We start from the raw sequence: 23,266 nt of genomic DNA, 5'->3' as shown, positions 1-23,266 counted from the left end.
CTACTCAATTCTCGTTATCGTTTGCAGCATCATAGTCCTCACACTCATACCATACATTATGAGGGGTTCTTACTTTCACATTCCATCGTTGTTTGGCATCAACGCTATAATTTTGAATTTCTCTTTCAATTCCTTGTAACATACTATGTGCCTGCCATTGGGACAAGTTAAAAGAGCGCCAATCCTTCACGCTATCGTCATAATTATCAAAATGCAAATAACATACGAGAGCCGCCCCAACCCCTTCATGCACCCATTCTGGATACGATGATGAACGAAATTCATCTACCAAAGCAGGTACAGAATCATCTGAAAGCGAAGCAAGATGGGCAACATTCAGATTCTTGCCCTGTAAAGTGCGAGGAACATTATGTTTAATAATGGCCGCATCAATATTAACCAATGTTATGGATACTGCAAAACCCATAGCAGCAAAGACCAGCGCAAGAGTGAAGTGTCTTTGACGTTGCGTCACTTCAAGAGCAACAACAGCAATCAGCAACACGGCAAGCCATATTAAGAAGATACGTGGGTAAAGGCGAAGTCTTGAGAAACCATGCCACCAAATACTAAGAGAGATACGTTGATAGGCTGAAACTAAAATAACCATAACGAGAGCTACAGTAGCTATATTTAACCCTGAGAATATTCTCTTTTGAGTATCCATTTCTCTTCGGACAATAGTGCTCAGCACAATCGATAAAATAAGACTCAAAAAGGCCACTGCAATCAATTCGTTGAATCCACGGCGTGCATACTGGGAATATGTATACCCATCAACTCCAATGTTTGCCTGACCGCCAAAAAAATATTGAAACTGTACAACGACAAAAGCGATGAACAAAATAATCACACTACCTAGAATAACTGTTGACTCTGCAAATCCAAGAAACGGTTTGACGGTCGGTATGTGTTCCCCATTCAACTTTTCATCTTTACTTTTCCATGCGGAATGTATAAACACGCCAGCTAGCAGATAGGCATAGATCAATATCAAAATCCCACGGAATATATTATCTGAAAGATCCTCAAGATTAAGAAGGTCATCCAGCTTTCTCTCAAATACCACATCACCAGCCGCCAACAGGGACCCAAAACAGGCAACGATCGGCAAGGCAATCGCCAATCCACGCAGTAACGCCCAGATTGTGAAACTCTTTTGTCCTGTAACAGATTCAATTTGAACTTTACGCGCTCTGGGGGCATATAGCAAAAGTCCAGTTAGCACATCACCAATCAAAAGAAAAAATTTGTTTATGTAATTCCCAAATCCATATTGCGTCCAATGCCCGCCCATATAGGACGTTGCAAACAAACCAACAGAAAACAATGCAAAAGTAAAGCCAAGAAAAACAGTTAAAGGCTCTTGTCGGATAATCGTAAAAACGGAAAAGAACAAGAGCGGAACAAGTAACCAGACACTATTTTTTGCTGGTCGTATCTTATTTGAGAACAGCCAATAACCACCACCTAACAAACATAGGACTAAAAATATAGGAAAATTGATGCCAATATCCTTTTTCCAGAAAAGATTGTCGAACATCCAACCAAGAACTAAAGCAATCACTAACAGCGCATTTGAATTTTTATAGATTGGGTTTTCAAGTTCAGGATCAGATTTAGGTTGAGTCGCCATAACTTCCTGAACAAGCTTAGGAATAGGCACATCTTCCCTTGGAACATCCACAGTTTTGGGGGATCTCTTTTTTTGAATGACTTTCTTTGTAGGTTGCTTTTTTGTGGCTTGCTTCTTTACTGGTTTCATTTCTTTACTTACCTCCTAATTTACTTTGAATTTGAAACCTTAGACGTTTGATCAACTATAAAAAGTTCCGGCCACAACTTGATCGCGGACAAGACCGCACTTGCCGCCGTCTGCCCCAAGCCACAGAGACTCGCATCCGTCATCGTCCAGCCGACATCTTGCAAGCGGAGAATGTCATCGGACAGGGTTTTGCCGCCTGCGATACGACTCAAGATTTCTTTTTGGCGTTGTGTACCCATCTGGCAGGGATAGCACTTACCGCAAGACTCATGCGCAAAGAAATGGCTGAGTCGCTTGAGCACATCGCGCATGTCGCGTGTCTCATCGAAGACCATCACAACGCCAGAGCCCAAAGGCAAACCAGCCACGCGTAAATCTTCAAATGTCATTTTTACATCGAGGTGCTCAGACGTTGCAAAGGCGCCAGCTGCACCACCAAACAACACGGCCTGTAATCCTTTATCCGTTTCAGAGTCCGTTGAGAGGCCAGCCATCTCCAGCAGTTCGCGCAACTTCATCCCAAATGGGATCTCATACACCCCCGGCTTCGCCACGTCACCTGAAACGCAGAACAACTTCGGCCCCGGCGATTTCTCTGTGCCGATCTTACGATATTCGGTTGAACCCATTGAAATGATCAATGGGACATTACAAAGAGTCTCAACATTGTTGATGACTGTCGGTTTTCCAAACAACCCATGAGTCGTCGGGAAGGGCGGCTTGATACGCGGAAAGCCGCGCTTCCCTTCGATGGACTCAAACAGCGCGGTCTCCTCGCCACAAATATAGGCACCAGCGCCGACGCGGATCTCAATATCAAACAAAAAGCCAGAACCGAGAATATTCTCGCCAAGCAAATTAGCTTCACGGGATTCGTTCAATGCATTTTCGAGTACAGGGAGAATATAGGGATATTCTGCACGGATGTAGATATATCCCTTACTCGCGCCGATGGCATAGGCGGCAATACACATCCCTTCGATGGTGCGATGTGGGTCATCTAGCAACAGAACGCGGTCTTTGAACGTGCCCGGCTCGGATTCGTCCGCGTTGCAGACAACATACTTCTGGTCTGCGTCTGCTTTCGCCGCACCTTCCCATTTGACCCCTGTTGGGAATGCCGCGCCGCCACGCCCGACCAAACCCGAAGCCTTGATCTCGTTCACGATCTCTTCAGGTCTCATTCCCAATGCTTTTGTGAGTGCTGAATATTTTCCATACTTTGCCAGCGACGTTGTGCCATTGCCGCAGTTGGCGGTCAATAAACGTGTTTGACCATAGACCATAGACCGTGGACGATACGTATCAGCACTTGCATCGTTTATCGTCCATTGTCCATTGTCCATCGTCCAAGACGCTGGCGCCTGATCACAAAGCCCAAGGCATGGACTCGCTTCAATGGTGAGAGACAGGTCATCGTGAGTCTGACCGGGTTTCAATCCATGATGAGCACAAAGATAATTTAAAATTCCGTCTGCATCTTTGATGCCGCATGCTATATCCGTACATACACGGATGACATGCTTACTGGTTGGTATATCATAAAAGAGGGAATAGAATTCGATAACCCCGTAAACATCAGCAAGTGGAACGTGCAAAGCTTTTGCGATCTCTACGGCAACAGGTTCAGAGATCCAGCCATATAAAGTTTGAGCCGCATGCAAGGCTGGCAACAGCCCTGAGCGGCCCAAAGGAATATAGGTTTCGATTGCAGTTTGGAGAGCGACGTTCTTTGCATCTGTCATACCTGCTCCATTTGCTAAAAGTGAGTCCGAAACAGGGCGCAGGGCAAGACAAACAGGTTATGTTAAATTTGCGGTCGGTAAATAACGTGGTTGTCTGCGATACTGGGTGGCCTGTTCGAACGCATACGCATACTTGATCAGTTCAGCATCCTGCCATGCTTTGCCAAAGAAGGAGATGCCGACAGGTAAACCAAAAACAAATCCGGCAGGGACGGTAATGTGCGGATACCCCGCCACGGCCGCAGGTGATGTGCTTTCCATATCCCAATTGATCGCATCACCATTCGCGAGGTCGATCACCCAGGCCGGGCCGCCTGAGGGCACAATGATGGCATCCAATTTGTGCTTGCGTATCACCGCATCGATTCCTTCTTTGCGGGTCAGTCGCAGATTCTTTGCAAGCGCATCCGTATATTTCTTTTCGCGCAAAGAACCCTTCTCTTGCGCGGCGATCATGTGTTCCTGTCCGAAGTAGGGCATTACACGATTTTCATTTTCTTCGTTGAAGCGGATCACATCTTCCATCGAATGCACACGGGCTTCATCACCAAGTGATTTGAGATACTTGTTGAGGTCCGCTTTAAATTCGTAATGCAACACATCCAATTCGGTCGCGCTGAATTTATCAAAGTTAGGGACTGTCACCGGGTCAATGATGACCGCGCCCAATTTCTTCATCACATCAATGCACAACTCGAATATCTTGATGATCTTTGGATTTGAACCCGCCATATTTCTGGCCACACCGATACGTGCGCCTTTGAGCCCATCGTAATCAAGAGACTTTGCATAATTGGACAAAGCCCGCTTCTTGCTTAACTTTGTGGCTGGATCAGCAGAATCAATTCCCGTCATCGCCCCAAGCAAAAGAGCCGCGTCGGCAACTGTCCGTGCCATGGGACCGGGGGTATCCTGGCTGTGCGCAATGGGAATGATTCCACTGCGGCTCAACAAACCAAGCGTTGGCTTGATACCAACGATACCATTCGTCTGCGCTGGGCAAATGATGGAACCATCTGTCTCCGTACCAACTGCCACCGCCGCAAGATTCGCCGCGATCGCAGCCCCTGAACCAGACGAAGATCCACACGCCGAACGATCCAACGCATGAGGATTACGTGTCAACCCGCCACGTGAAGACCATCCACTCACAGAAGGCTTGCCACGAAAGTTTGCCCACTCGCTCAAATTGGTCTTGCCAAGGATCAACGCTCCCGCCTTGCGCAATTGCTTCACGATGAACGCATCCTTTTCGGCGATGTTCCCTTCCAATGCAAGAGAGCCCGCTGTCGTTTGCATGCGGTCATGTGTATCAATATTATCTTTCAACAAAACAGGGATTCCGTGTAATGCGCCGCGCACCTTACCCGCTTTTCGTTCTGCATCCAACGTATCGGCGATATCAAGCACGTCAGGGTTCAACTCGATGATCGAATTGATATATGGGCCATTCTTATCCACGGCCTCAATGCGCTGAAGATACAACTCTGCGATCTGATGCGAAGTCAATTCCCCCGCTTCCATTTTTTCTTGAAGTTCAGAGATCGTCCATTCCGGTAAGATCATCCCACTCGCTCCTGTGAAATAAATAATACGAGCGGGATCATCGTCCCCCGCCAGTTATGTAGTGTTCCAACTGAGAGATCATAAATTTCTGCTCGTCGACCATTTCCTTCAATGCATCACGGGCCGAGATCAACCCGATCAGGTCATTCCCTTCGAACACCGGCAAGTGACGGATACTCTTATCGATCATTACCGCCACACATTCTTCTACAGATTGGTCGGCCTGCGCATACAAAACCTTGGAGGTCATGATCTCCTCCACCTTCGCCGTTTTGGAAGAACGGCCGTGAAGATCCACCCGGCGCACAAAGTCCCGCTCCGAGACGATCCCCAGCACCTTATCCCCAGACATCACGAGCAACGCGCCAGTGTTTGCATCGGCCATTATCTTCAAAGCCTCAAACACTGTTGTATCCGGCGTAACCGAAAACACACTCTTCCCCTTCTTTCGGACGATATCACGCAAATTCGTCATACCAGCCTCCTTTTTGATGTCTGTGGAACTACGCGAAGTATAGACTCAAATCGGTTCTCTGACAAGCGACGAACGTCCTGCGCATCATCCTTAACCGACACCTGATTCAGCCTCGAAAAGTCGATTTTTCCCGTTTGGCATGCAAAACCCGCTTTATACATCGCTATAAGAAATAGCAAACGATCAATGACATAACCCCTTCCCATCTATAACTCTAAACCCACTATCTTGCCTACACGCAAATCAGTAAACGTTTTGCGTAATCCCCCACCCTGCGCAAATCTGGCGGACCTGTTCCGGGCTGAGGCCATCGGCCTTTTCGCCGGTGGACAGGTTCAAGGACTCATAATGAGCCGCCGCTTCCGCATATTCGATCAAATCCAAAGCGTGCAAAACCGAATTATCCGCACGTGATACCACTCCATGCCGCGCCCAAACCACAAGTGGATGCTCTCGCATGGAACGTACGGTCTCGGTCATCTGTTCATCCGAACCGTTGACAATAAAGGGCAACATACCCATTCCCTGCGGAATGCTCAAGATCGTTTCGGGTTGCCAACGAAAAAGGTGTCGATTGAAATAGTTCTCATCCTGATACGCAGGGATATGACTCAAGTATGTGAGATTCGTAGGCTGGGCATGAAGCACGGTATGTAACTGTATATCACGGGCGCGCATCTGGTCATGATGAATCGCAAGATGTGAATTGAACTCACTCGTCACCCGCTTGAACGGACAATCTTTCGCTATGAACATCGTCCCTGTTTTGCCGCCTTCATTCACAACGATACACGCCAGATTACTGGTTGGCGAATCGATGATCTCTCTAAGCCGTCTGCCAGAACCTGTAACAATGATCGTTGCACCAGCCAGTTCTGGAGCGTCTACAGGTAACGTAATTTCAGTAACCTGTGGAAATATGTCCAGCACATCCAACGCCCCGCGCACACACACCGATACATTTCCCGCAGCACCTTCGGCCGCACCTACATCGGAAAGTCGTTTACCTGCCAGAGCAAGTTGAGAAAGTAAAAATTCAAGATCCAATGAAATTTTTTCTGCCATATCAAACCTTTTTAATTCGCAAGATGAATATCAATTGTACCTATTTCTTGTGATTAAAAAAATCACCGCCTTCGGGTTAGGCGGTGAACGTGCTTTGCTTTTTGTGTCGGGGTGGAGAGATTTGAACTCTCGACCTCACGGACCCGAACCGTGCGCTCTACCGGTCTGAGCCACACCCCGGTACGGTCCCCTTTTGGGGGAAAGCGTGCGAATTATACCATTGCAATTTGTTTTGGCAAGTTATGGGTTGAGCAATACTTCCTGGCTGTATAAGTAAAACAAACCCTTCACACGGTCATCATCCTGTCGAACAACAAGGCGCGCCGATGTAGCTTCTGTGATCTTGTATGGAATGGTCGTTTCGAATTTTTGCGGGTTGATCGTTTCCACATTCAAAATTCGCAAACCGATGGATTTCCCTTCAGCGTCCATCAACTCAAGAATGACCGGCTGAAGGTTGAAAGGCCACACATCTCCACTCACGCTCAGAACGCCGCCGGAAACTGATTCGTCAACTACAGGCTTGATCACACCGACAGGCTCAGATGGGTTCCCCGGCGGATTGACCTCACTCACACCCGAAGACAATAACAACACACGGACGGAGTTGAGTGATTGGATCCTACCGGCCTTGTCGAACGTAGTTACAGTCACACGACCCACTTCAGCTGTTGCAGGTATTTCAAACGGGATCTTGGCAGTCTGCAAGAGGCCATCGGTGGATGTAGGCACATTACGTTTTACGATCCGCGCGAGTAGACGTCCATCTTCACCGAACAGGTCAATTTGTACGCGCTTACTGGCGCCAGAGATAATGTTCATCTTGAGGCTGATCGGTGAAACCACCTTGGACATTGGTCCCGGCGCGAGGATCTGGATGGCAGAGATCGAATGGCCGGGAATGGCCGTTGGTGTATATGTAGGTGCAGGTGTGGGGCTAAGAGTCGGTTCGGGAGTTAGGGTGGGAAGAACAAGAGGTTCCGTTGGAACGGACGCAACGTAAGTGGCGGTTGCCGCCGAATCGTTGGTGGCTTGTGCAATAGCACCAGCGGTCAACGCAATCACTGTTGGCAGATATTCAGGAGGATAATTTGTCGGGACGGATTGAGCCGGTGAGGAGCAACCAACTATCAGTCCGAGAAGCGAGGCGAGCAGGAGGAGTGTACGTTTCATTGATTAAATAAAAAGCACGTCGCACGGCGTCAAATCCTGATCCAGTACGACGCGCTTATTTTGAAATTATAGTCCGTAGATCTCGCTGTATTTCTTCGTCAGGTAACGGACGTAAGGTTCGAAGGTGATCTTTGAACCGGTCACACTTTGAACGAGTGCCTGCGGCTCATATTTACGGCCATGTTGGTGAATGTTCTTGCGAAGCCAGCCAAGCAATTCGCTGAAGTTACCCTTACGGATCTGGTCATCGAGGTCGCGGATATCTTTGTTGATCTTCTCCCAAAGTTGCGCGGAAACGAGGTTGCCGAGCGCATAAGTAGAGAAGTAACCGATGGAACCGCCCGACCAGTGAATATCCTGCAAGACACCCTTTGCATCGTTGGGAGGCGTGACGCCGAGGTATTCCTGCATCTTGGTGTTCCAGAGTGCGGGTAGGTCTTTGATGGCAACACTGCCCTCAACCATTGCGATCTCAAGTTCAAGGCGCAACATGACGTGAAGATTGTAAGTAGCTTCATCGGCATTAACACGGATGAGCGAGGGCTGAACCTTGTTGATGGCCTTGTAGAAAGCCTTGAGGCTGACACCATCCAATTGCGCAGGGAATGTTTTCTTGAAGGCGGGGAAGAAATGCTCCCAGAAAGGCAGTGAACGCCCTACAAGATTTTCCCACATGCGAGATTGCGATTCGTGCACAGCCAGTGATGTTCCACTTGCGAGCGAAGTGCGGGAATATGCATGGTTAACACCCTGTTCGTACATGGCATGTCCGGCCTCGTGCATGGTGCTGAACAACGTAGCAGTGGGATTATCGTTTTCAAAACGAGTCGTGATACGGACGTCATCCACATCAAAAGTGGTTTCAAAAGGATGCGCGGCTTTATCCTGACGGCCTCGGCTCCAGTCGTAACCGAATTTGGTCACAACATCCACACCGAAATCCATCATCTTCTTTTCGTTATACTTCTTATAAAGGAAGTCGTCCTTCACTTGCTTGGCAGAGGCAATGGCCTTGATCAACTCCACCTGTTTGGGGCGCAAGCCATTGAAGATCGCCTTGACGTCAGCTGTCTTCATGCCAGGTTCGTAGTTATCAAGCAGAGTGTCGTAAGGATGGTCGGCAGGAGGGAAAAACGAGACGTAGCGTCTGACAAGCTCTACAACTTTTTCAAGGTGCGGCAAAAAGATGGAGAAATCTGATTTGCTTCTGGCTTCCACCCATGCTTCGAACGCTTTCGACGAGACAACAGCCTGCTCCGCAATAAAAGAGGGAGGAACGCGTTTTGCCTTGTCGAAGTCACGAGCCGCCACACGGACCATGATGGCATCGTCCGAATCAGAGCCGGCGTATTCCGCATTGAGGTCTTCCAGCAAGCGGCCGATCTCGTCGGTGATAAATTTTTCTTGTGCGATCTTGCTCAATGTAGCGATCTGCTGTCCGCGGGCTTCGTTGCCACCGGGTGGCATGTTCACTTGTTGATCCCACTCCAATACAGCGGCGGCCTTGCCAATATCGCTAACTTCCCCCAGAAGTTCCTTTAATTGATTTAATTTTTCACTCATTCATTCTCCTATAGTGAACGGGATAGCAATCCCAGTGTATGAATTTATGCCGCTGGAAATGCTATCCCGAATTATAGGATTATGCAACCTTCCAGCGCAGGGCTTCACCACGCAAACCAGCCAATACCTCAGATGCGATATCTTCGGAAGCGCGGATCTGTGCCTCAACGGTCTGTGCGCCAACATGCGGAGCGCCGATCACACGCGGGTGTGAAACTACATCTGTCAAACCGGGCGGCTCCGTTGCGAACACATCCAAACCAGCACCTGCCACTTTGCCACTGTTCAACGCTGCAACGAGGGCAGGTTCGTTAATGATACCACCGCGTGCGGCAGAGACAATTCGAACGCCCTTCTTCATTTTGGAGAAGGCTTCTTCACCCACCAGATCACGCGAGTCTTTTGTCAACGGTAAGTGGAGTGTGATGAAATCTGCACGAGCATACAATTCATCAAGTGTCAGGGGTTCTGCACCACGGCGCTTGATCTCATCCGCCGCGATCAACGGATCATAAGCCACAACAGTCATACCAAAGGCAGTGGCGCGCTTGCCTACTTCTGCACCAATACGGCCAAAACCAATAACGCCAAGTGTCTTTCCATTCAACTCAACGCCCTCAAGTTCCTTCTTCAACCACTTACCCTGTTTCAATCCTGCATCAGCACGAGGAATTTCACGGGCAACCGCAAGCATCAGGCCAAATGCCAGTTCGGCAACTGCCAATGTTGTGGACACTGGTGCATTGACAACTGTGATGCCCTTTTTCTTTGCGGCCTCGAGGTCAATGTTATCCACGCCAACACCGGCGCGGCCAATCACTTTCAGATTGGTAGCGGCTTCCATAACGGCAGCAGTTACCTTGGTCCGACCGCGAACGATAAGACCGTCATAGGCAGGGATCTCTTTGAGAAGGTCCTCCGCTGAAATATTATTGCGGTCATCGGCTTGAGCTGATGCACGCAATATGGACAGACCGCTTTCGTCAAGTCCATCAGTAATAAGAACTTTGAATGTAGTCATGGCGATATTTTATCCTTTTTATGGTGAAATTGTCCCAGTTTTAAACCTGTTTGGACAAATTGTTTAGTGACAATCGTTGGGGATTATTGGACAAATTGCAGGTCTTGCATAAGACGAAAAACAGGCCACGCTTCAAACGTGACCTGTTTTTGTTACTCGTATCTGAGAGCTTCTACTGGCTCGAGGTTTGCGGCTCGGCTGGCTGGGTAAATCCCAAAGAACAGGCCGATGATCGCTGAGAAACTCGTTGAAAGCAGAATAGCATCTGTTCCTACGATGGGTACAAAATTATTACCCGTTGCTTTGGCAACCTGCCCCACTGCAAAAGCAATGAGCCAGCCAAACATGATGCCAATAATGCCTCCTATAAAACTAAGCAACGACGACTCAGTAAGGAATTGAAGCAAAATATCTTTCTTGCGAGCGCCCAATGCCTTGCGTAGACCAATCTCGCGAGTACGTTCTGTAACGGACACAAGCATGATGTTCATGATACCAATACCACCCACCAACAGTGAAATGCCTGCAATACCGCCAAGGAAGATGGTCAACACACCTGTGATCGTTTCAAATGTTTTGAGGAAATCCTGTTGCGTGAAAACAGTAAAGTCATCAGCACCAATAGGCGTACGATGACGCTGACGCAAAATATTTGCGATCTCTTCTGATGCGCTCGGTACCGCTTCCGCAGTAGTGGCTTGTACATAGAGCACATCGATTTCATCTCTCGAGGCACGCTTTATAAGACGTGCCTGCGCAGTAGTGAAGGGAATGTAGGCATCACCATCTTCACTACCAAACGAGCCTCCACCTTTCCCCACCAAAATGCCGATCACACGAAAAGGTTGCCCTTCTATACGGATCGTTTCGCCAACAACTCCATCATGGTGACCAAAGAGTGCATCTGCCGCATCTGGTCCGAGCACCACAACGGACATCCGTCCAAGCATGTGCTCTTGGTTGACAAAATCACCTTCGGCAAGTTCGAGGTTACGCACGGAAGAATAATCCGGCGTCACGCCGGTAATTCTTGTTGTAGATTTTTCGCCGCCGAATGAAAGCGTCCCATTTCCCTGGATCACAGGGGCAACAACTGCCACAGAAGGCGCAGCAAATGGATCAGCGATCGCTTCTGCATCTGCAAGAGTGAGAGGACGATCATTGTTACCGCTTCTGTTACCGCCGCCTGGTCCACCTGGGCCATCTGCACTACCTTTGAACACGAACAACAGGTTCGTGCCGATACTGCTAATGGAACCCGTTATGGACGCCTGAGCGCCATTACCCACTGCTAACATGGCGATCACAGCGGCAACGCCGATCACAATGCCAAGCACTGTGAGGCCTGAACGCATTTTATTGCCATTCAAACTTTCAATGGCTTCGAGAAGGGCCTGTGCAAAACTCATTGTGTCATCCCTTCCGTTTCTTCACCGGACGATTCCAGTTCACCATCGCGCAAGCGGATCACGCGTTGGGTTTGTGCCGCAATATTGGGGTCATGTGTAACAATGACCAGAGTCGTGCCACGGTCCTTGTTGAGGTTGAGCAAAAGGTTCATGATCTCTTTTCCAACTTTGGAATCCAGGTTTCCAGTTGGTTCATCTGCCATGATCATGGCAGGGTCATTTACAATGGCACGCGCAACAGCCACACGTTGCTGTTGACCGCCTGAAAGTTCATAAGGACGATGTGTCATGCGATCTTTCAAGCCCACGGCTTCAAGGGCCGCTTGCGCACGCTCGCGTCGTCCTTCTGTGATACCTGCATAGCGTAAAGGTAATTCAACATTTCCCAAAGCTGTCAGACGTGAAAGCAGGTTGAAGCTTTGAAAAACAAACCCAACTTTACGGTTGCGAACGCTGGCAAGTTGATCATCATTCATATTTCCGACCGACTCACCATCCAGGATATATTCACCAGATGTCGGTCTATCCAGACATCCAAGTGTATTCATCATGGTTGACTTGCCAGAGCCGGAAGGTCCCATAATGGAGACAACTTCACCACGCCTGATCTTAAACGAAACACCGCGCAACGCCTGAACGTCAAACTCGCCCATTTTGTACGTTTTTACCAGGTTACGCGCTTCGATCACCCAGTCCATATTAGCCTCCGAACGGCCCACCATTAACGGTGGGTGGATTCAAAATGATCGAGTCACCTTCTTTGATATCGCCAGAGATAAGGACACTGTCGACGCCCGATGAAGAACCAAGTTGAACTTTGACCGGCTGGGGCAGACCATTTACAAGAATATATACAACCCGTTCAGAATCCACTAACCGTACTGCACGGTTGGGAACCAGCAAAACGTCATTCTCTTGTTTGACCACGACATTAACTGCGGCGGTCATACCGGGTTTCACAAATTCATCGGCATCTGTCAACTCAACAGTAACAGTAAAACTGACAACGCCGCCTGTATTCGTACCTACCTTCGCAACTTCGACTACTTCTCCGTGATACTCTTTACCTAAAATAGCATCAAAGGAAAGCGTGGCAGGTTGACCTACTGAGACACTGTTGATATCTACTTCAGAGACTTCCACATCCCCCAACAAACTGGAAAGATCATCCACGCGGAAGGCGGTTGCCCCCGCGCTGACCTGATCGCCGGAGAGAGGATAGGCTTCAGTCACAATTCCGCCGAATGGCGCGATCACACGTGACAGATTCAGGGTAGCCTGCGCCGCATCTACCCGAGCCTGAGCTGATGCGATCTCTACAGTGTTGCCGCTAGTTAATAGGTCATACGTTCGTTGGGCATCATTTAGTCTGGCTTCCTTGAGCTCAAGGTCTTCTTGTGCCTTTTGCTTGGTGGTTTCATCAGCCCAAACCTTTTTCTCGGTCTCAATAGGGAATTTTTTTCCATAAAATGTTTTGTACTCAATTTCCTTGATCGTGATGCGATTTTTGTCCAACTCGCGGCGCCAGTTATATGCCTTGGTGTAGGCATCTTTGGCCTTACGCAAATCGATCACAGCTTGCGCACGGGATGTATCAGAATTCAAAAGATCATCCAGCGATTTTTGTGCACTGGCAAGGTCTGCTTCGGCCAGAATGATGCTCTGCGGAAGCGATGTCTTGGAAAGGAAGGACATCACAAAGCCAGCGGGGACATTATCACCAACCTTCACATTGACCGTGTCCACGGTCCCGGCGGCCTGCCATATCAGAACAGCGCTCTGTTTGGCTCGGACCGTTCCGGTTGCACCGATTGTTGCTGTCAAATTGCCTCGTTTGACCGTTGCGGTCTGGAATCCTGTATTCGTGGTGGTGTTCTTGCTTTTATTCACGAAGAACACACCGGCCACGATAATGACCACAAGGAGCAATATCAGCACTATTCGATTTTTCTTTAGAAAATTACCCATTTTGTTGCCTCCACGAGGGGTTGCCTCGTTAAATGTTAAACGTAATATCCACACAAAATATTCAGCCCGAATTTATACCCCATAAATATGAATTGACGATGAATTTCAAGCATTACATTGACGAAAGTCTTATATTTCGCAATTGTGACGATTGTCGTCTAGTTTGGTGACATTCAAGCCTATAGACGCAGACCATGTTTGGTATGATTATTTTGAAGTCTTCGTCCATAACAAACTCTGGAGAAACTCATGCAGTTTATACCGAGTGAGACCCTCGTCATTGACCGCAAAGCAAGGGCCAATATGCCCTTCTTTGATCTTGACCTGCGCTCTCCAGAGGAACGGACCTGCGACTTCGACGGCGTCATCATTGAATTTGACCCAGAACGCGCAATGGTTGAAGCATCACGATGCATCCATTGCCCAGATCCTGCCCCCTGCATGGTCGCCTGCCCCACCAGCAATGATATTCCATCAGCCATGTGGCTCATCGAACAGGGACGTTTCGCAGAAGCCGCAGATTTATATCACAAGACCAGTTCCCTGCCAGAAGTTTGTGGACGCGTCTGCCCACACGAGGCACTATGCCAGGGGTCTTGTGTTCTCAACAAACATCATACACCCGTTCTATGCGGCGAACTCGAGGCTTTCACTGTTGATTATAAACGCCGTCACATGGGACATGTAATTCCGCTCGCTCCTCCAACGGGAAAGCGGGTGGCCGTTATCGGGGCCGGACCAGCTGGTTTAGGCTGTGCCGACCAACTCGTCCAAAGAGGATACGAGGTAACGATCTTCGAATCCAAACCTGCGCCGGGTGGCTTACTCGTTTACGGCATCCCGAATTTCAAACTTCCAAAAGATGTTTGGGAGGAAAAGTGGGAGGAATTCGAGCGTGCAGGCGTAAAGTTCGTCCCCAATACCTATATCGGAAAAGACAAAATGATTAACGACCTTTTTGACGAAGGCTTTGAAGCAGTTTTTATAGGCGTTGGCTCTGAAGTCGATGCAAAGATGGAAGACACGCCCGGCACAGATCTGCCTGGTGTATTCGAAGCGACAGATTTCCTCGTCCGCGCCAACGTGGATTCGAGCATGCTCCCGAAAGAAATGAGAAAGCATCTTGAAGTGGGCAAACGCGTCGTAGTAATTGGTGGCGGTGACACAGCTTCTGACTGCCTGCGTTCTGCATTACGGCTTGGTGCAGAAGAAGTTACCTGCCTGTATCGCCGTACAGAAAAAGAAATGCCCGGCGGAAAAAAGGATCGCACACTTGCAAGAGAAGAAGGTGCAAAGTATCGCTTCCTTACCCAACCTGTAAAATTCATCCCCGGTGAAAATGGAAAGCTCGCCGCAGTGGAGTGTATTGAAATGAAATTAGGCGAACCTGATGCCAAAGGCAGGCGCAAACCTGTACCCGTGGAAGGTTCGAACTTTAGTGTGGCCTGCGATACTGCCATCCTTGCGCTGGGATATTGGCCCGACCCCATCATCGGCAAGACCACACCTGACATCGAGACTCATAACTGGGGTCTTATCAAAGCAGACAAGAAAACAGGAGCAACATCACGTGAGGGTGTATTCTCTGGCGGCGATTGTGCCACTGGACCCGATCTCGTTGTCACTGCCATGGTCGGCGGACGCAAAGCCGCGTGGGCGATTGATGAGTACTTGAAAAACAAAAGCTGAAATTAACCTCTGCTGGAGGGCAGGCAACAGCAGGGACACCTCACAAAACACGAGGTGCCCCTGCTGTTATATTATGCCCATACGGGTATAATCCGCCGCATGTTAGATCGCTTTGGACGCATAGTTGATTTCATTATTATATCGATCATCATCCTCATCATTGGGGGTAGTGACACGCCCCGATTTGCAGAGGCCACAGATCGCGTCCGTTTTTATACACGCGAGATCGAGTTCGATTACCCTAATTGGGTATGGAACGCCACATGGACAAAAATCGAGCAAGCCACCATCAATTCCCCATACACTTTCGATAGAGAAACGAATAAGCAACTCGTATCCGTATACTTGCACACAACCGAAAACCTGATGCAAACAGAAAATCGCATCGAACAGGTTTATGCTGACCCCAATATCACCGATAAAGAAACAGCCACATCCTTTTTGCGCGAACAACGCGACGAATTAATTAAAAGGCAAAAAGATCTTGCGCCCTTCGCCGAATCGATCCTGCAAGAACAACTCAGTGAAGCACTTGCTGGGCTTGGGCTAACAACCATTGGGCAACCCCTGCCTCCCGTTCTGTATCACAACTCACCAACACCATTAGCTCTCATCGTCTCACCGCGCAACAAGATCGAACAAACTGCAAACATTTCCGTTCTGCCAACGTTGACCATTGACGACCAGATCAAGCTCGAAGACAAAGTCTCCAAATCTCTCGATGTATCCACACTGGTTGTGCCGATCGGCGGCGTGGGCGTATACCCCACCATGGTGATGGAAACCGCCGACCTGAATTGGCTCATCAGCACCATCGCCCATGAATGGACTCACAACTACCTCGAGCTTCGTCCACTGGGCCTCAATTACAGCACCACACCTGAACTCCGCACGATGAACGAGACAACCGCTAACATTGTCGGCGACGAAGTAGGGAAACTTGTAGTGCAAGCCTATTATCCCGAACTTCTCGCTTCTTCCTTTAACCGAAACCTGATTCTGTTTAACAACTCTTCTCTTCCCTCATCCTTGTATGACGACCCGCCTCCCTTTGACTTCCGCGCAGAGATGCACGAGACGCGCGTCACAGCCGATCAACTTCTCTCTGAAGGAAAGATCGAAGAGGCAGAGACGTATATGGAAGGACGTCGTCAGATCTTCTGGCAAAATGGATATCTACTTAGAAAACTCAATCAGGCGTACTTTGCATTTCATGGTGCCTACGCCGATGTCCCTGGTGGTGCGGCAGGCGAGGACCCGGTCGGACCTGCGGTGCGTGCCTTGCGCGACCAAAGCCCTACGCTCAAAGATTTCATTAACACCATCGCATGGATGACATCTTTCGAACAACTTCAAGAGGCCATAAAAAAATAAATTATGCGTCGTTTTAAATTAACTCTCCTATCTTTCCTCATTCTCCTTTCTTTTGTTTCCTGCACACAACCAGCAACAGTAACAACACAAGCGCAACCGACTGTTACAAGCGTCTCCAAGGTAGCACTTCCACCGCCTTGTACTTCCTTCACCACCGTCCCTACGCCGGGTCCAGACGCTCCATCCCTCTTTCCGCCGATCACCAGCGCGGATCACATCCTTGGACCTGAGGATGCGGCTGTCAAGATCATGGTCTATGGCGATCTGCAACGCCCCGAAAGCGGCACTTTCGCCGGTGTGATAAATAAGTTGCTCGCGCAATATCCCGGCGAGATTCGGTATATCAGCCGCATCTTCCCATTTGTAGGGCGCAATGACAAAGCCCTGCTCGCCGCACAAGCAGTAGAAGCCGCGAACTTGCAAGGCAAATTCTGGGAACTGCATGATCTGTTGTATTCACAACAGACAAATTGGATCAATCTACCTGTTGAGGATTTCGAACAATGGGCGGCAGTACAAGCTTCAGGGCTGGGAATGGATGTTGAGAAGTTTCAGGCTGACCTTAAGAGTGAAGCGGTTGTGAACTTAGTCCAAAGCAATTTCGAGGCGGGGCAAAAGTTTGGGCCGTTCGCTGTCCCGCTGATCGTCATCAATGGTGAAATTTATTTGGGGCCGCAGGATTTCAACAGCATGAACGATATCGTCGGGTTGATCCTGCTGGGCAAACGACACTTTACCGAATGCCCACCCATGATGATCAATCAAACGAAACAATATATCGCCACGCTTCATACAGAAAAGGGCGACGTGGTCATTCAGCTATTTGCAGACAAAGCGCCATACACAGTGAACTCGTTCCTATTTCTTGCAAAGCAAGGATGGTACGACAACGTCACGTTTCATAGCGTGATCCCAGAAGTGTATGCACAAACCGGCGACCCCAGCGGAACAGGCAAAGGCACGCCCGGCTATTATGTGATCACGGAGATACTCCCCGATCTCACATTCGATAAACCCGGCATGGTGGCAATGGTCAACTCAGGGCCAGATACCAGCGGAAGCCAATTCTTTATCACATACGCAGAGACGCCACAATTCAACGGGCGTTACACAATATTCGGCGAAGTTCTCAGCGGCATGGATGTGCTGACGCAACTCACGCCACGCGATGCAAAGATCGGCGAGGAAACTCCGCCGGGCGATAAACTTATTAGCGTGACAATTGAAGAAAGATAGACTAAGATACCCGCATGACATTTTCTCCCATCTCTTCCATCGCGCGCGACGGTGACCTTGCCGAACTCGTCGGTTTGCGCCACAAGCACTTCATCATCAATCTCAAAGCGGGCGCAAAGTTCGAGACACATCGCGGCATCATTCTGCACGATGAGTTGATCGGCAGACCGTGGGGCACACAGGTTTTCAGCCACATGGGTTCGCCGTTCTTCTTGTTACAACCATCCCTTGCTGACCTGCTGATTGACATTCCACGCACCACGCAGATCTTATACCCGAAAGATATTGGCTTCATCCTTGTTACGATGGGAGTCGGGCCGGGGCAAAAGGTGATGGAAGCGGGCACAGGTTCGGGGTCCATGACGACCGCGTTGGCCTATGCCGTTGGGCCGCAGGGACAAGTCGTCTCGTATGAGGTCAAAGAGGATGTGCAAAATCTGGCACGCAAGAATTTAACGCGTTACGGGCTCGATTCACGCGTGGACTTCAAACTGCGCAACATCGAACAAGGCTTTGACGAAACTGACGCTGATGCATTCTTCCTCGATGTGCCCAATCCATACGACTACACATTTCAGGTCCGCAACGCGCTCAAGCCTGGCGGACATTTATGCTGTCTAATTCCTACTTTCAATCAAGTGGAAAAAACTTTATACTCGCTTCGTCAGAGCAATTTTGCGTTCGTTGAGGTATGCGAGGTTCTATTGCGATATTACAAAGCTGAACCAGCCCGCCTCCGCCCCACAGACAGAATGGTGGCTCACACTGGCTTTCTTGTCTTTGGGCGTCGCATCGAACCCAGCGATGACCCACGTGGCAAGGAATTATCCAAGGAAGTTGGCGAAGTAATCGAAGAGGAGAATCATTAATGCGTCGTACATTTCGTCGTCAAATTCGACAAGCCATGGCACAGGATGTGCCACCGATCTTGCAGGAAGCGAATATCGCTTTGAACAAAGGTGAATACGGTCGTGCCGCTGAACTGTTCGAACAAATTGCACACGCCGCAGACGGACGAGGCGGGCCACGTGCGCCTCTCTTTTATTTACAAGCCGGTCACGCCCGTGTCCTTGCCAGACAAGGACTGTTGGGTGTGCCCTCCATCAAACGCGGACTGGAATTATTGGCTGAACGTCACCAATATCAAAAGTTACATCAGGCTGGCACAAGGGCGATGGCCGAGCTTAAGTCTTACGGGTTGGCAGAGGAAGCGGCTGAAATTCAAACATGGTTAAAGTCCATCTTGCCGGAAGTGCCGACAACTCAACTGCCGGTCAAGCGGCCCATCCTGCCCACTCACTGTCCACATTGTGGTGCGCCGGTCCGCCCGGATGAGGTGGAGTGGTTGGATTCGATCACCGCTGAATGCGGATATTGTGGAAGCCCGGTACGATAACCCAAAAAGTTGACAGTCACGTATGTGACTGTCAACTTTCATAGTATGTCATTCTTGTCTCTGTTGGCACAAGCCCATCGCTTGTTTATCCCCCAAATTCCAAATATGTCCATTACCGTTACTGAAGAATTTATTTCGCAACGATTGCAGGAAGCGCAACAAGCCAACGATCCGTCATCCGATGGATTCTCGGAGATCGCACTCAACGATACTGTGCAGTTGAGGTGCGCGGCTGTACTCGTCCCTCTTCTGTGGCAGGATGGTGAGTGGCACTTGTTATACACTCGCCGCACGAACAAGGTCGAATCGCACAAGGGACAGGTCTCTTTCCCTGGCGGCGCATGCGACGAGGGTGAGACCACGCCTGAACAAACAGCACTGCGCGAAGCAGATGAAGAGATCGGTCTCAACCCCAACGATGTGAAAGTTTTAGGCAGGCTTGTAGATATGGTTACGATCTCGTATTACCGCGTGACACCTGTTGTGGGAGTTGTGAAGTGGCCGACCGTCTTCCGCGTGGGAGAACATGAAGTGGCGCGCATCTTTACGATTCCGCTCGGGTGGCTGGCAAACCCGTCGAACCGGTGGCAGTTCGAACGTCCAGAAACGAAGCGTGCTCTTATTGCGTATCATCCCTATGATGGCGAATTGCTTTGGGGCGCCACAGCGCGTATGACAGTGGACTTCCTAAAGATATTGGGATATTAATCTCAGTGAACTTCGCAGTTCATACATTAAACAAAAACAGGGACTTGCTTGTGCAAGTCCCTGTTCGTTTGCAGGAGTAATCCTACTCTTCTTCTTCCTTCTTGCCGCGTTCGACGGAGAGGGAGGGTTCGGTGGAGGTAGGTGTGACACCTTCTGCACCGGGTACAGCTGAGACTTCTTCCACCTTTGGAGCGCTCGCCACAGCAACAACTGTATCGGAGTTATCCAAAATGCGGAGCTTATCAGAGACGATCACGTCCCTTACGCGGATGGCATCGCCCACACGTGCGAGCGGGGCAATGTCCACTTCGATGCGCTCGGGCAAGTCAGCGGGCAAACATTCCACATGGAACTGTTCAAGGTTATGAACAAAGACCGCGTTGTAATCCTTCACAGCGCCAGATACGCCAAAGAAGTGCAGGGACACATTGGCGCGAATCCTTTCGGTGAGGGAAACAGCCAGAAAATCCACATGCAACAAGCGGTTCTTGATGAAGTCACGTTGCTTCTCACGCACAAGCGCGGGGTATTCCTGACCATCCACATCCAACGTCACCAGTGTGGACGAAGTCGCCTTCGCCAAAATCTGTGACGCAGCATGTGTATCCAACACAACGTTGACCGGCTCGGTATGCCTGCCGTAGATCACCGCGGGCAATTTGCCTTCGCGGCGCAGGGCCTTTACTTGCTTACCAGCCACATCGCGTTTGGTTGCTTTCAATACTACTTTTTCCATCTTTACTCCTCGAGCGCCTCTCACCCCGATCGCGGGGTTACCTTCGCTCTATGAAATGATATTCTGCAAACGACGCCTCGCGCCGCACTACATTCAAATTAGTTTCGTCGGAACAACATGTGTCCCAACAGTAACATCAAACCTGCAAACAAGCCGCCCGTTAGCCCGGCGATCAAAGCGCCGCGTGTATCGAGCACTGTGTTCACATTGCCGTTCACAGTTCGCGCCAACAGGACACCTGTACGGGATTCGCTCACATGGACATCACGCCCAGCCACAAAACCGACAAATCCATGTTGGACATCTACGCTTCCTGCCACGACCGCGCCTGTATACCCGCTTACAGACATTTTCCCAGCCTGGGCATATCCCACCCCGCCCTCCTGCACTGTGACCTCTTCCGCGCTGACAGCGCCCATCAAGATCATGTGACCAGTGACGTGGTTCGCCTTGACACTGCCCGCCGCGCTGTTCTGCATCTCAACTTCTTCGGCAGTGATAACTTCCGCGTCAGACTGATGCATCCGCACCAACTCAGCGTGAACGCTCTGTACGTCAGAGTGGGAAATGTTGGTCACTTGGGGCGAGTCAACTTCGGGGAATTCTTCAGGTTCGATCATCGTATTTCCAATGGCTGGCGTAAAACCGATCTTCATATATTGAAAGTTGGGACGCTAGCGGGCAGGATTTTACCACAGGAAATCTGCCCTGCGTGGGTCGCCCATCAAGGTTGATACGACTTCATGAACAGATCAAACACATACGGACACATATTCACGTAATCATCCGCCTCTGTTGGGTCAAAAAATTGGGAGTTATAGGCTCGTTGACTGGTTCCATCCGCCATTTTTGTTGTACATTCTGGCGTCCAATAGTGATCCTGCACACCGGCCAGCCCAAAGGGATGCATGATCTCGTGAACAAAGGTGGCAGACGTGAAATACGTTGGAGTGCTCGCGCTGACACGATCCACCGCATTTGAGCACATCGAATAACCATATTTTCCACACAAGCTGTACCAGCTTGATTAAAACACTCCCCTTTTAACGCGACGGCGCTGATAGGTGTTTGCGAGTCGCCATATCCACAACGGGCAAACTGATGCCCAAAATGGATCACACCGACATACAAATCATTGACCGTTGCCGATTGCGCCACAAATTGGTTGACATATCCTTCACGACCGGGATAAGGGAAGGCATAACCGCCATAGAGTTTCGCAGTTCCATCATCGCCATACGAGAAAATAATGATCCCATTGGATGGCACATAAGCTGGATCAGCGATGTAATCTTGCAATATTTTTTCCATCGAGGAACCTCCGGGCACTTCACGGAAGTCCACGATCTGCAAGGTAAAGTTGGTTAATCCCTGCAAGATCATTCCAGCCTCATCCACCACAGTTTGCGCCTGCTCTCTGCTGACAGGCTCTGAACTCATATCCACCAGAATTGACAAAGTGAATACACCTGTTGGAATAGTGGTCGCCGGGATCAGCGTTGGTTCAAGAGACGGCTCAACAGGTAAAGTGACCGATTGAATGGTCGGCTTTACATCTAATGCAGGTACTGGGCTTGCAACTTCAGTTCGGTCTGGGATGTTGCATCCCCCTAAAACAAACAATAAAAGCCCGCTCAAGAAACACAACAAAAGTTTTCTACACATAGACCCTCTATTTAGTGCGTTGTTTTTCCATCGCATCCGCCACCGCGTGGGACATTTCATCATCGCGCTCTTGCAAGTGCGAAATGATGTTGTGATAGTCTTCATCGTCACGATTCTGACTGAGCTTATAACTTGCCTCAATGCGCATGACATTGATTTGAAAACCGACTGTCCCGTTCATCTGCTTTTCCACAAAATCCTGTGGCAAGTCTTCCATTCGATAACTTGTTCCGCCTTCGTGTCTTGCGATCAATCGTGAAAGCATCGCGTAATATTCATCGCCCGTCACAATCCGTGGACTTCCATACACATGCACAGCTTGATAATTCCAAGTCGGCACGTTTACGTGGTTGTACCAAGTTGGTGAAATGTAGGTGTGTGGTCCCTGAAAAATGACCAACACCTCGGGGTTCATCTCAAATGTTTTCCACAACGGGTTCGCCTTGGACATGTGTCCATTGAGGAAAAGGTTTTCACCTTCTTCCATCACTTCCACCAACAAATGGCTGGCAGTCGGCTTTGCTCCATCATAGGTTACAAGAGTTGCAAATTCGTTTTGCTTCAAGAAATCCAATATCTTGACGCGGTCTTCTTCTCGATACAGTTTAGAAATATACATATTTTCTCCTTGCAATATGGCGGGAACAATTACCTGTAAAACATAGTCATTACGCCATATGAATCAGATCATCAAGCAAATATTCGCATCGAA

Annotated in this window: 21 protein-coding genes and 1 tRNA gene; 6 read left to right on the top strand and 16 right to left on the bottom strand. The window is 49.4% G+C overall.

Features of this window, described 5'->3' with window-relative positions; translation table 11 throughout:
* Nucleotides 1-4 precede the first annotated feature (4 nt).
* The 12 genes from IPP66_13200 to IPP66_13145 form a co-directional block, all read right to left on the bottom strand.
* Nucleotides 5-1,765, bottom strand: a complete 1,761-nt coding sequence (locus tag IPP66_13200) for a DUF4173 domain-containing protein (GenBank protein MBK9926235.1) — start codon at nt 1,763-1,765, stop codon at nt 5-7.
* Between the two features lie 20 nt (nt 1,766-1,785).
* Nucleotides 1,786-3,510 (bottom strand): NAD(P)H-dependent oxidoreductase subunit E, encoded by a 1,725-nt coding sequence (locus IPP66_13195; GenBank protein ID MBK9926234.1) that lies wholly within the window; start codon nt 3,508-3,510, stop codon nt 1,786-1,788.
* Nucleotides 3,511-3,567: 57 nt separating this feature from the next.
* On the bottom strand, nt 3,568-5,076 hold the full coding sequence (locus IPP66_13190) for an amidase (GenBank protein MBK9926233.1): 1,509 nt from the start codon (nt 5,074-5,076) through the stop codon (nt 3,568-3,570).
* Nucleotides 5,077-5,113: 37 nt separating this feature from the next.
* Entirely contained in the window at nt 5,114-5,551 is a 438-nt protein-coding gene (locus IPP66_13185) for a CBS domain-containing protein (protein MBK9926232.1), read from the bottom strand.
* A 243-nt stretch (nt 5,552-5,794) separates the two neighbouring features.
* A complete protein-coding gene (locus IPP66_13180) occupies nt 5,795-6,616 on the bottom strand; it encodes a class II aldolase/adducin family protein (GenBank protein ID MBK9926231.1) in 822 nt (273 codons plus the stop codon).
* Between the two features lie 106 nt (nt 6,617-6,722).
* Nucleotides 6,723-6,796 (bottom strand) — tRNA-Pro (locus IPP66_13175).
* Between the two features lie 60 nt (nt 6,797-6,856).
* Nucleotides 6,857-7,789: a hypothetical protein gene (locus tag IPP66_13170; GenBank protein ID MBK9926230.1), complete on the bottom strand. Its 933-nt coding sequence runs from the start codon at nt 7,787-7,789 to the stop codon at nt 6,857-6,859.
* 66 nt (nt 7,790-7,855) lie between these two features.
* Nucleotides 7,856-9,352 carry a carboxypeptidase M32 gene (locus IPP66_13165; GenBank protein MBK9926229.1) on the bottom strand — a complete coding sequence of 499 codons (1,497 nt, stop codon included), beginning with the start codon at nt 9,350-9,352 and terminating at the stop codon, nt 7,856-7,858.
* Nucleotides 9,353-9,431: 79 nt separating this feature from the next.
* Nucleotides 9,432-10,373 carry a hypothetical protein gene (locus tag IPP66_13160; GenBank protein MBK9926228.1) on the bottom strand — a complete coding sequence of 314 codons (942 nt, stop codon included), beginning with the start codon at nt 10,371-10,373 and terminating at the stop codon, nt 9,432-9,434.
* A 152-nt stretch (nt 10,374-10,525) separates the two neighbouring features.
* The gene (locus IPP66_13155) at nt 10,526-11,782 is read right to left on the bottom strand and encodes an ABC transporter permease (GenBank protein ID MBK9926227.1); all 1,257 of its coding nucleotides are present in this window, start codon (nt 11,780-11,782) and stop codon (nt 10,526-10,528) included.
* The gene (locus tag IPP66_13150) at nt 11,779-12,471 is read right to left on the bottom strand and encodes an ABC transporter ATP-binding protein (GenBank protein MBK9926226.1); all 693 of its coding nucleotides are present in this window, start codon (nt 12,469-12,471) and stop codon (nt 11,779-11,781) included. The genes IPP66_13155 and IPP66_13150 overlap by 4 nt, the downstream gene beginning before the upstream one ends.
* A gap of 10 nt (nt 12,472-12,481) precedes the next feature.
* Complete coding sequence (locus tag IPP66_13145; GenBank protein ID MBK9926225.1) at nt 12,482-13,750, bottom strand: efflux RND transporter periplasmic adaptor subunit; 1,269 nt, start codon at nt 13,748-13,750, stop codon at nt 12,482-12,484.
* Between the two features lie 249 nt (nt 13,751-13,999).
* Between IPP66_13145 and IPP66_13140 the strand changes: the two genes are divergently transcribed.
* The 6 genes from IPP66_13140 (at nt 14,000) to IPP66_13115 (ending at nt 20,153) form a co-directional block, all read left to right on the top strand.
* On the top strand, nt 14,000-15,439 hold the full coding sequence (locus tag IPP66_13140) for an NAD(P)-dependent oxidoreductase (protein ID MBK9926224.1): 1,440 nt from the start codon (nt 14,000-14,002) through the stop codon (nt 15,437-15,439).
* A gap of 99 nt (nt 15,440-15,538) precedes the next feature.
* Entirely contained in the window at nt 15,539-16,813 is a 1,275-nt protein-coding gene (locus IPP66_13135; GenBank protein ID MBK9926223.1) for a hypothetical protein, read from the top strand.
* Nucleotides 16,814-16,816: 3 nt separating this feature from the next.
* Complete coding sequence (locus IPP66_13130) at nt 16,817-18,049, top strand: peptidylprolyl isomerase (GenBank protein ID MBK9926222.1); 1,233 nt, start codon at nt 16,817-16,819, stop codon at nt 18,047-18,049.
* 14 nt (nt 18,050-18,063) lie between these two features.
* A complete protein-coding gene (locus tag IPP66_13125; protein MBK9926221.1) occupies nt 18,064-18,918 on the top strand; it encodes a tRNA (adenine-N1)-methyltransferase in 855 nt (284 codons plus the stop codon).
* Nucleotides 18,918-19,445 carry a hypothetical protein gene (locus tag IPP66_13120; protein MBK9926220.1) on the top strand — a complete coding sequence of 176 codons (528 nt, stop codon included), beginning with the start codon at nt 18,918-18,920 and terminating at the stop codon, nt 19,443-19,445. The genes IPP66_13125 and IPP66_13120 overlap by 1 nt, the downstream gene beginning before the upstream one ends.
* Nucleotides 19,446-19,490: 45 nt before the next feature.
* A complete protein-coding gene (locus IPP66_13115; GenBank protein ID MBK9926219.1) occupies nt 19,491-20,153 on the top strand; it encodes a CoA pyrophosphatase in 663 nt (220 codons plus the stop codon).
* An 82-nt stretch (nt 20,154-20,235) separates the two neighbouring features.
* Here IPP66_13115 and IPP66_13110 read toward each other — a convergent pair whose 3' ends face one another.
* The 4 genes from IPP66_13110 to IPP66_13095 all read right to left on the bottom strand — a co-directional run bounded on the left by IPP66_13110 (nt 20,236) and on the right by IPP66_13095 (nt 23,173).
* A complete protein-coding gene (locus tag IPP66_13110) occupies nt 20,236-20,889 on the bottom strand; it encodes a 50S ribosomal protein L25 (GenBank protein ID MBK9926218.1) in 654 nt (217 codons plus the stop codon).
* Nucleotides 20,890-20,987: 98 nt separating this feature from the next.
* Complete coding sequence (locus IPP66_13105; GenBank protein ID MBK9926217.1) at nt 20,988-21,509, bottom strand: hypothetical protein; 522 nt, start codon at nt 21,507-21,509, stop codon at nt 20,988-20,990.
* Between the two features lie 154 nt (nt 21,510-21,663).
* The gene (locus IPP66_13100) at nt 21,664-22,554 is read right to left on the bottom strand and encodes a hypothetical protein (protein MBK9926216.1); all 891 of its coding nucleotides are present in this window, start codon (nt 22,552-22,554) and stop codon (nt 21,664-21,666) included.
* 7 nt (nt 22,555-22,561) lie between these two features.
* Nucleotides 22,562-23,173 (bottom strand): FMN-binding negative transcriptional regulator, encoded by a 612-nt coding sequence (locus IPP66_13095; GenBank protein ID MBK9926215.1) that lies wholly within the window; start codon nt 23,171-23,173, stop codon nt 22,562-22,564.
* Nucleotides 23,174-23,266 lie beyond the last annotated feature (93 nt).

It is taken from the genome of Candidatus Defluviilinea proxima (assembly GCA_016721115.1).
In the GTDB taxonomy this organism is placed as follows: Bacteria; Chloroflexota; Anaerolineae; order Anaerolineales; family Villigracilaceae; genus Defluviilinea; species Defluviilinea proxima.
The sequence above is the reverse complement of the archived record's forward strand: the minus strand, read 5'-3'. Positions and strand labels throughout refer to the sequence as shown.

Coding starts and splice junctions, on each gene's coding strand:
- IPP66_13130 (MBK9926222.1), top strand. CDS start 16,817: ATGCGTCGTTTTAAATTAACTCTCCTATCTTTCCTCATTCTCCTTTCT.
- IPP66_13160 (MBK9926228.1), bottom strand. CDS start 10,373: ATGACTACATTCAAAGTTCTTATTACTGATGGACTTGACGAAAGCGGT.
- IPP66_13100 (MBK9926216.1), bottom strand. CDS start 22,554: ATGTGTAGAAAACTTTTGTTGTGTTTCTTGAGCGGGCTTTTATTGTTT.
- IPP66_13155 (MBK9926227.1), bottom strand. CDS start 11,782: ATGAGTTTTGCACAGGCCCTTCTCGAAGCCATTGAAAGTTTGAATGGC.
- IPP66_13135 (MBK9926223.1), top strand. CDS start 15,539: ATGTTAGATCGCTTTGGACGCATAGTTGATTTCATTATTATATCGATC.
- IPP66_13110 (MBK9926218.1), bottom strand. CDS start 20,889: ATGGAAAAAGTAGTATTGAAAGCAACCAAACGCGATGTGGCTGGTAAG.
- IPP66_13195 (MBK9926234.1), bottom strand. CDS start 3,510: ATGACAGATGCAAAGAACGTCGCTCTCCAAACTGCAATCGAAACCTAT.
- IPP66_13095 (MBK9926215.1), bottom strand. CDS start 23,173: ATGTATATTTCTAAACTGTATCGAGAAGAAGACCGCGTCAAGATATTG.
- IPP66_13200 (MBK9926235.1), bottom strand. CDS start 1,765: ATGAAACCAGTAAAGAAGCAAGCCACAAAAAAGCAACCTACAAAGAAA.
- IPP66_13105 (MBK9926217.1), bottom strand. CDS start 21,509: ATGATCGAACCTGAAGAATTCCCCGAAGTTGACTCGCCCCAAGTGACC.
- IPP66_13180 (MBK9926231.1), bottom strand. CDS start 6,616: ATGGCAGAAAAAATTTCATTGGATCTTGAATTTTTACTTTCTCAACTT.
- IPP66_13190 (MBK9926233.1), bottom strand. CDS start 5,076: ATGATCTTACCGGAATGGACGATCTCTGAACTTCAAGAAAAAATGGAA.
- IPP66_13170 (MBK9926230.1), bottom strand. CDS start 7,789: ATGAAACGTACACTCCTCCTGCTCGCCTCGCTTCTCGGACTGATAGTT.
- IPP66_13185 (MBK9926232.1), bottom strand. CDS start 5,551: ATGACGAATTTGCGTGATATCGTCCGAAAGAAGGGGAAGAGTGTGTTT.
- IPP66_13120 (MBK9926220.1), top strand. CDS start 18,918: ATGCGTCGTACATTTCGTCGTCAAATTCGACAAGCCATGGCACAGGAT.
- IPP66_13145 (MBK9926225.1), bottom strand. CDS start 13,750: ATGGGTAATTTTCTAAAGAAAAATCGAATAGTGCTGATATTGCTCCTT.
- IPP66_13140 (MBK9926224.1), top strand. CDS start 14,000: ATGCAGTTTATACCGAGTGAGACCCTCGTCATTGACCGCAAAGCAAGG.
- IPP66_13125 (MBK9926221.1), top strand. CDS start 18,064: ATGACATTTTCTCCCATCTCTTCCATCGCGCGCGACGGTGACCTTGCC.
- IPP66_13165 (MBK9926229.1), bottom strand. CDS start 9,352: ATGAGTGAAAAATTAAATCAATTAAAGGAACTTCTGGGGGAAGTTAGC.
- IPP66_13115 (MBK9926219.1), top strand. CDS start 19,491: ATGTCATTCTTGTCTCTGTTGGCACAAGCCCATCGCTTGTTTATCCCC.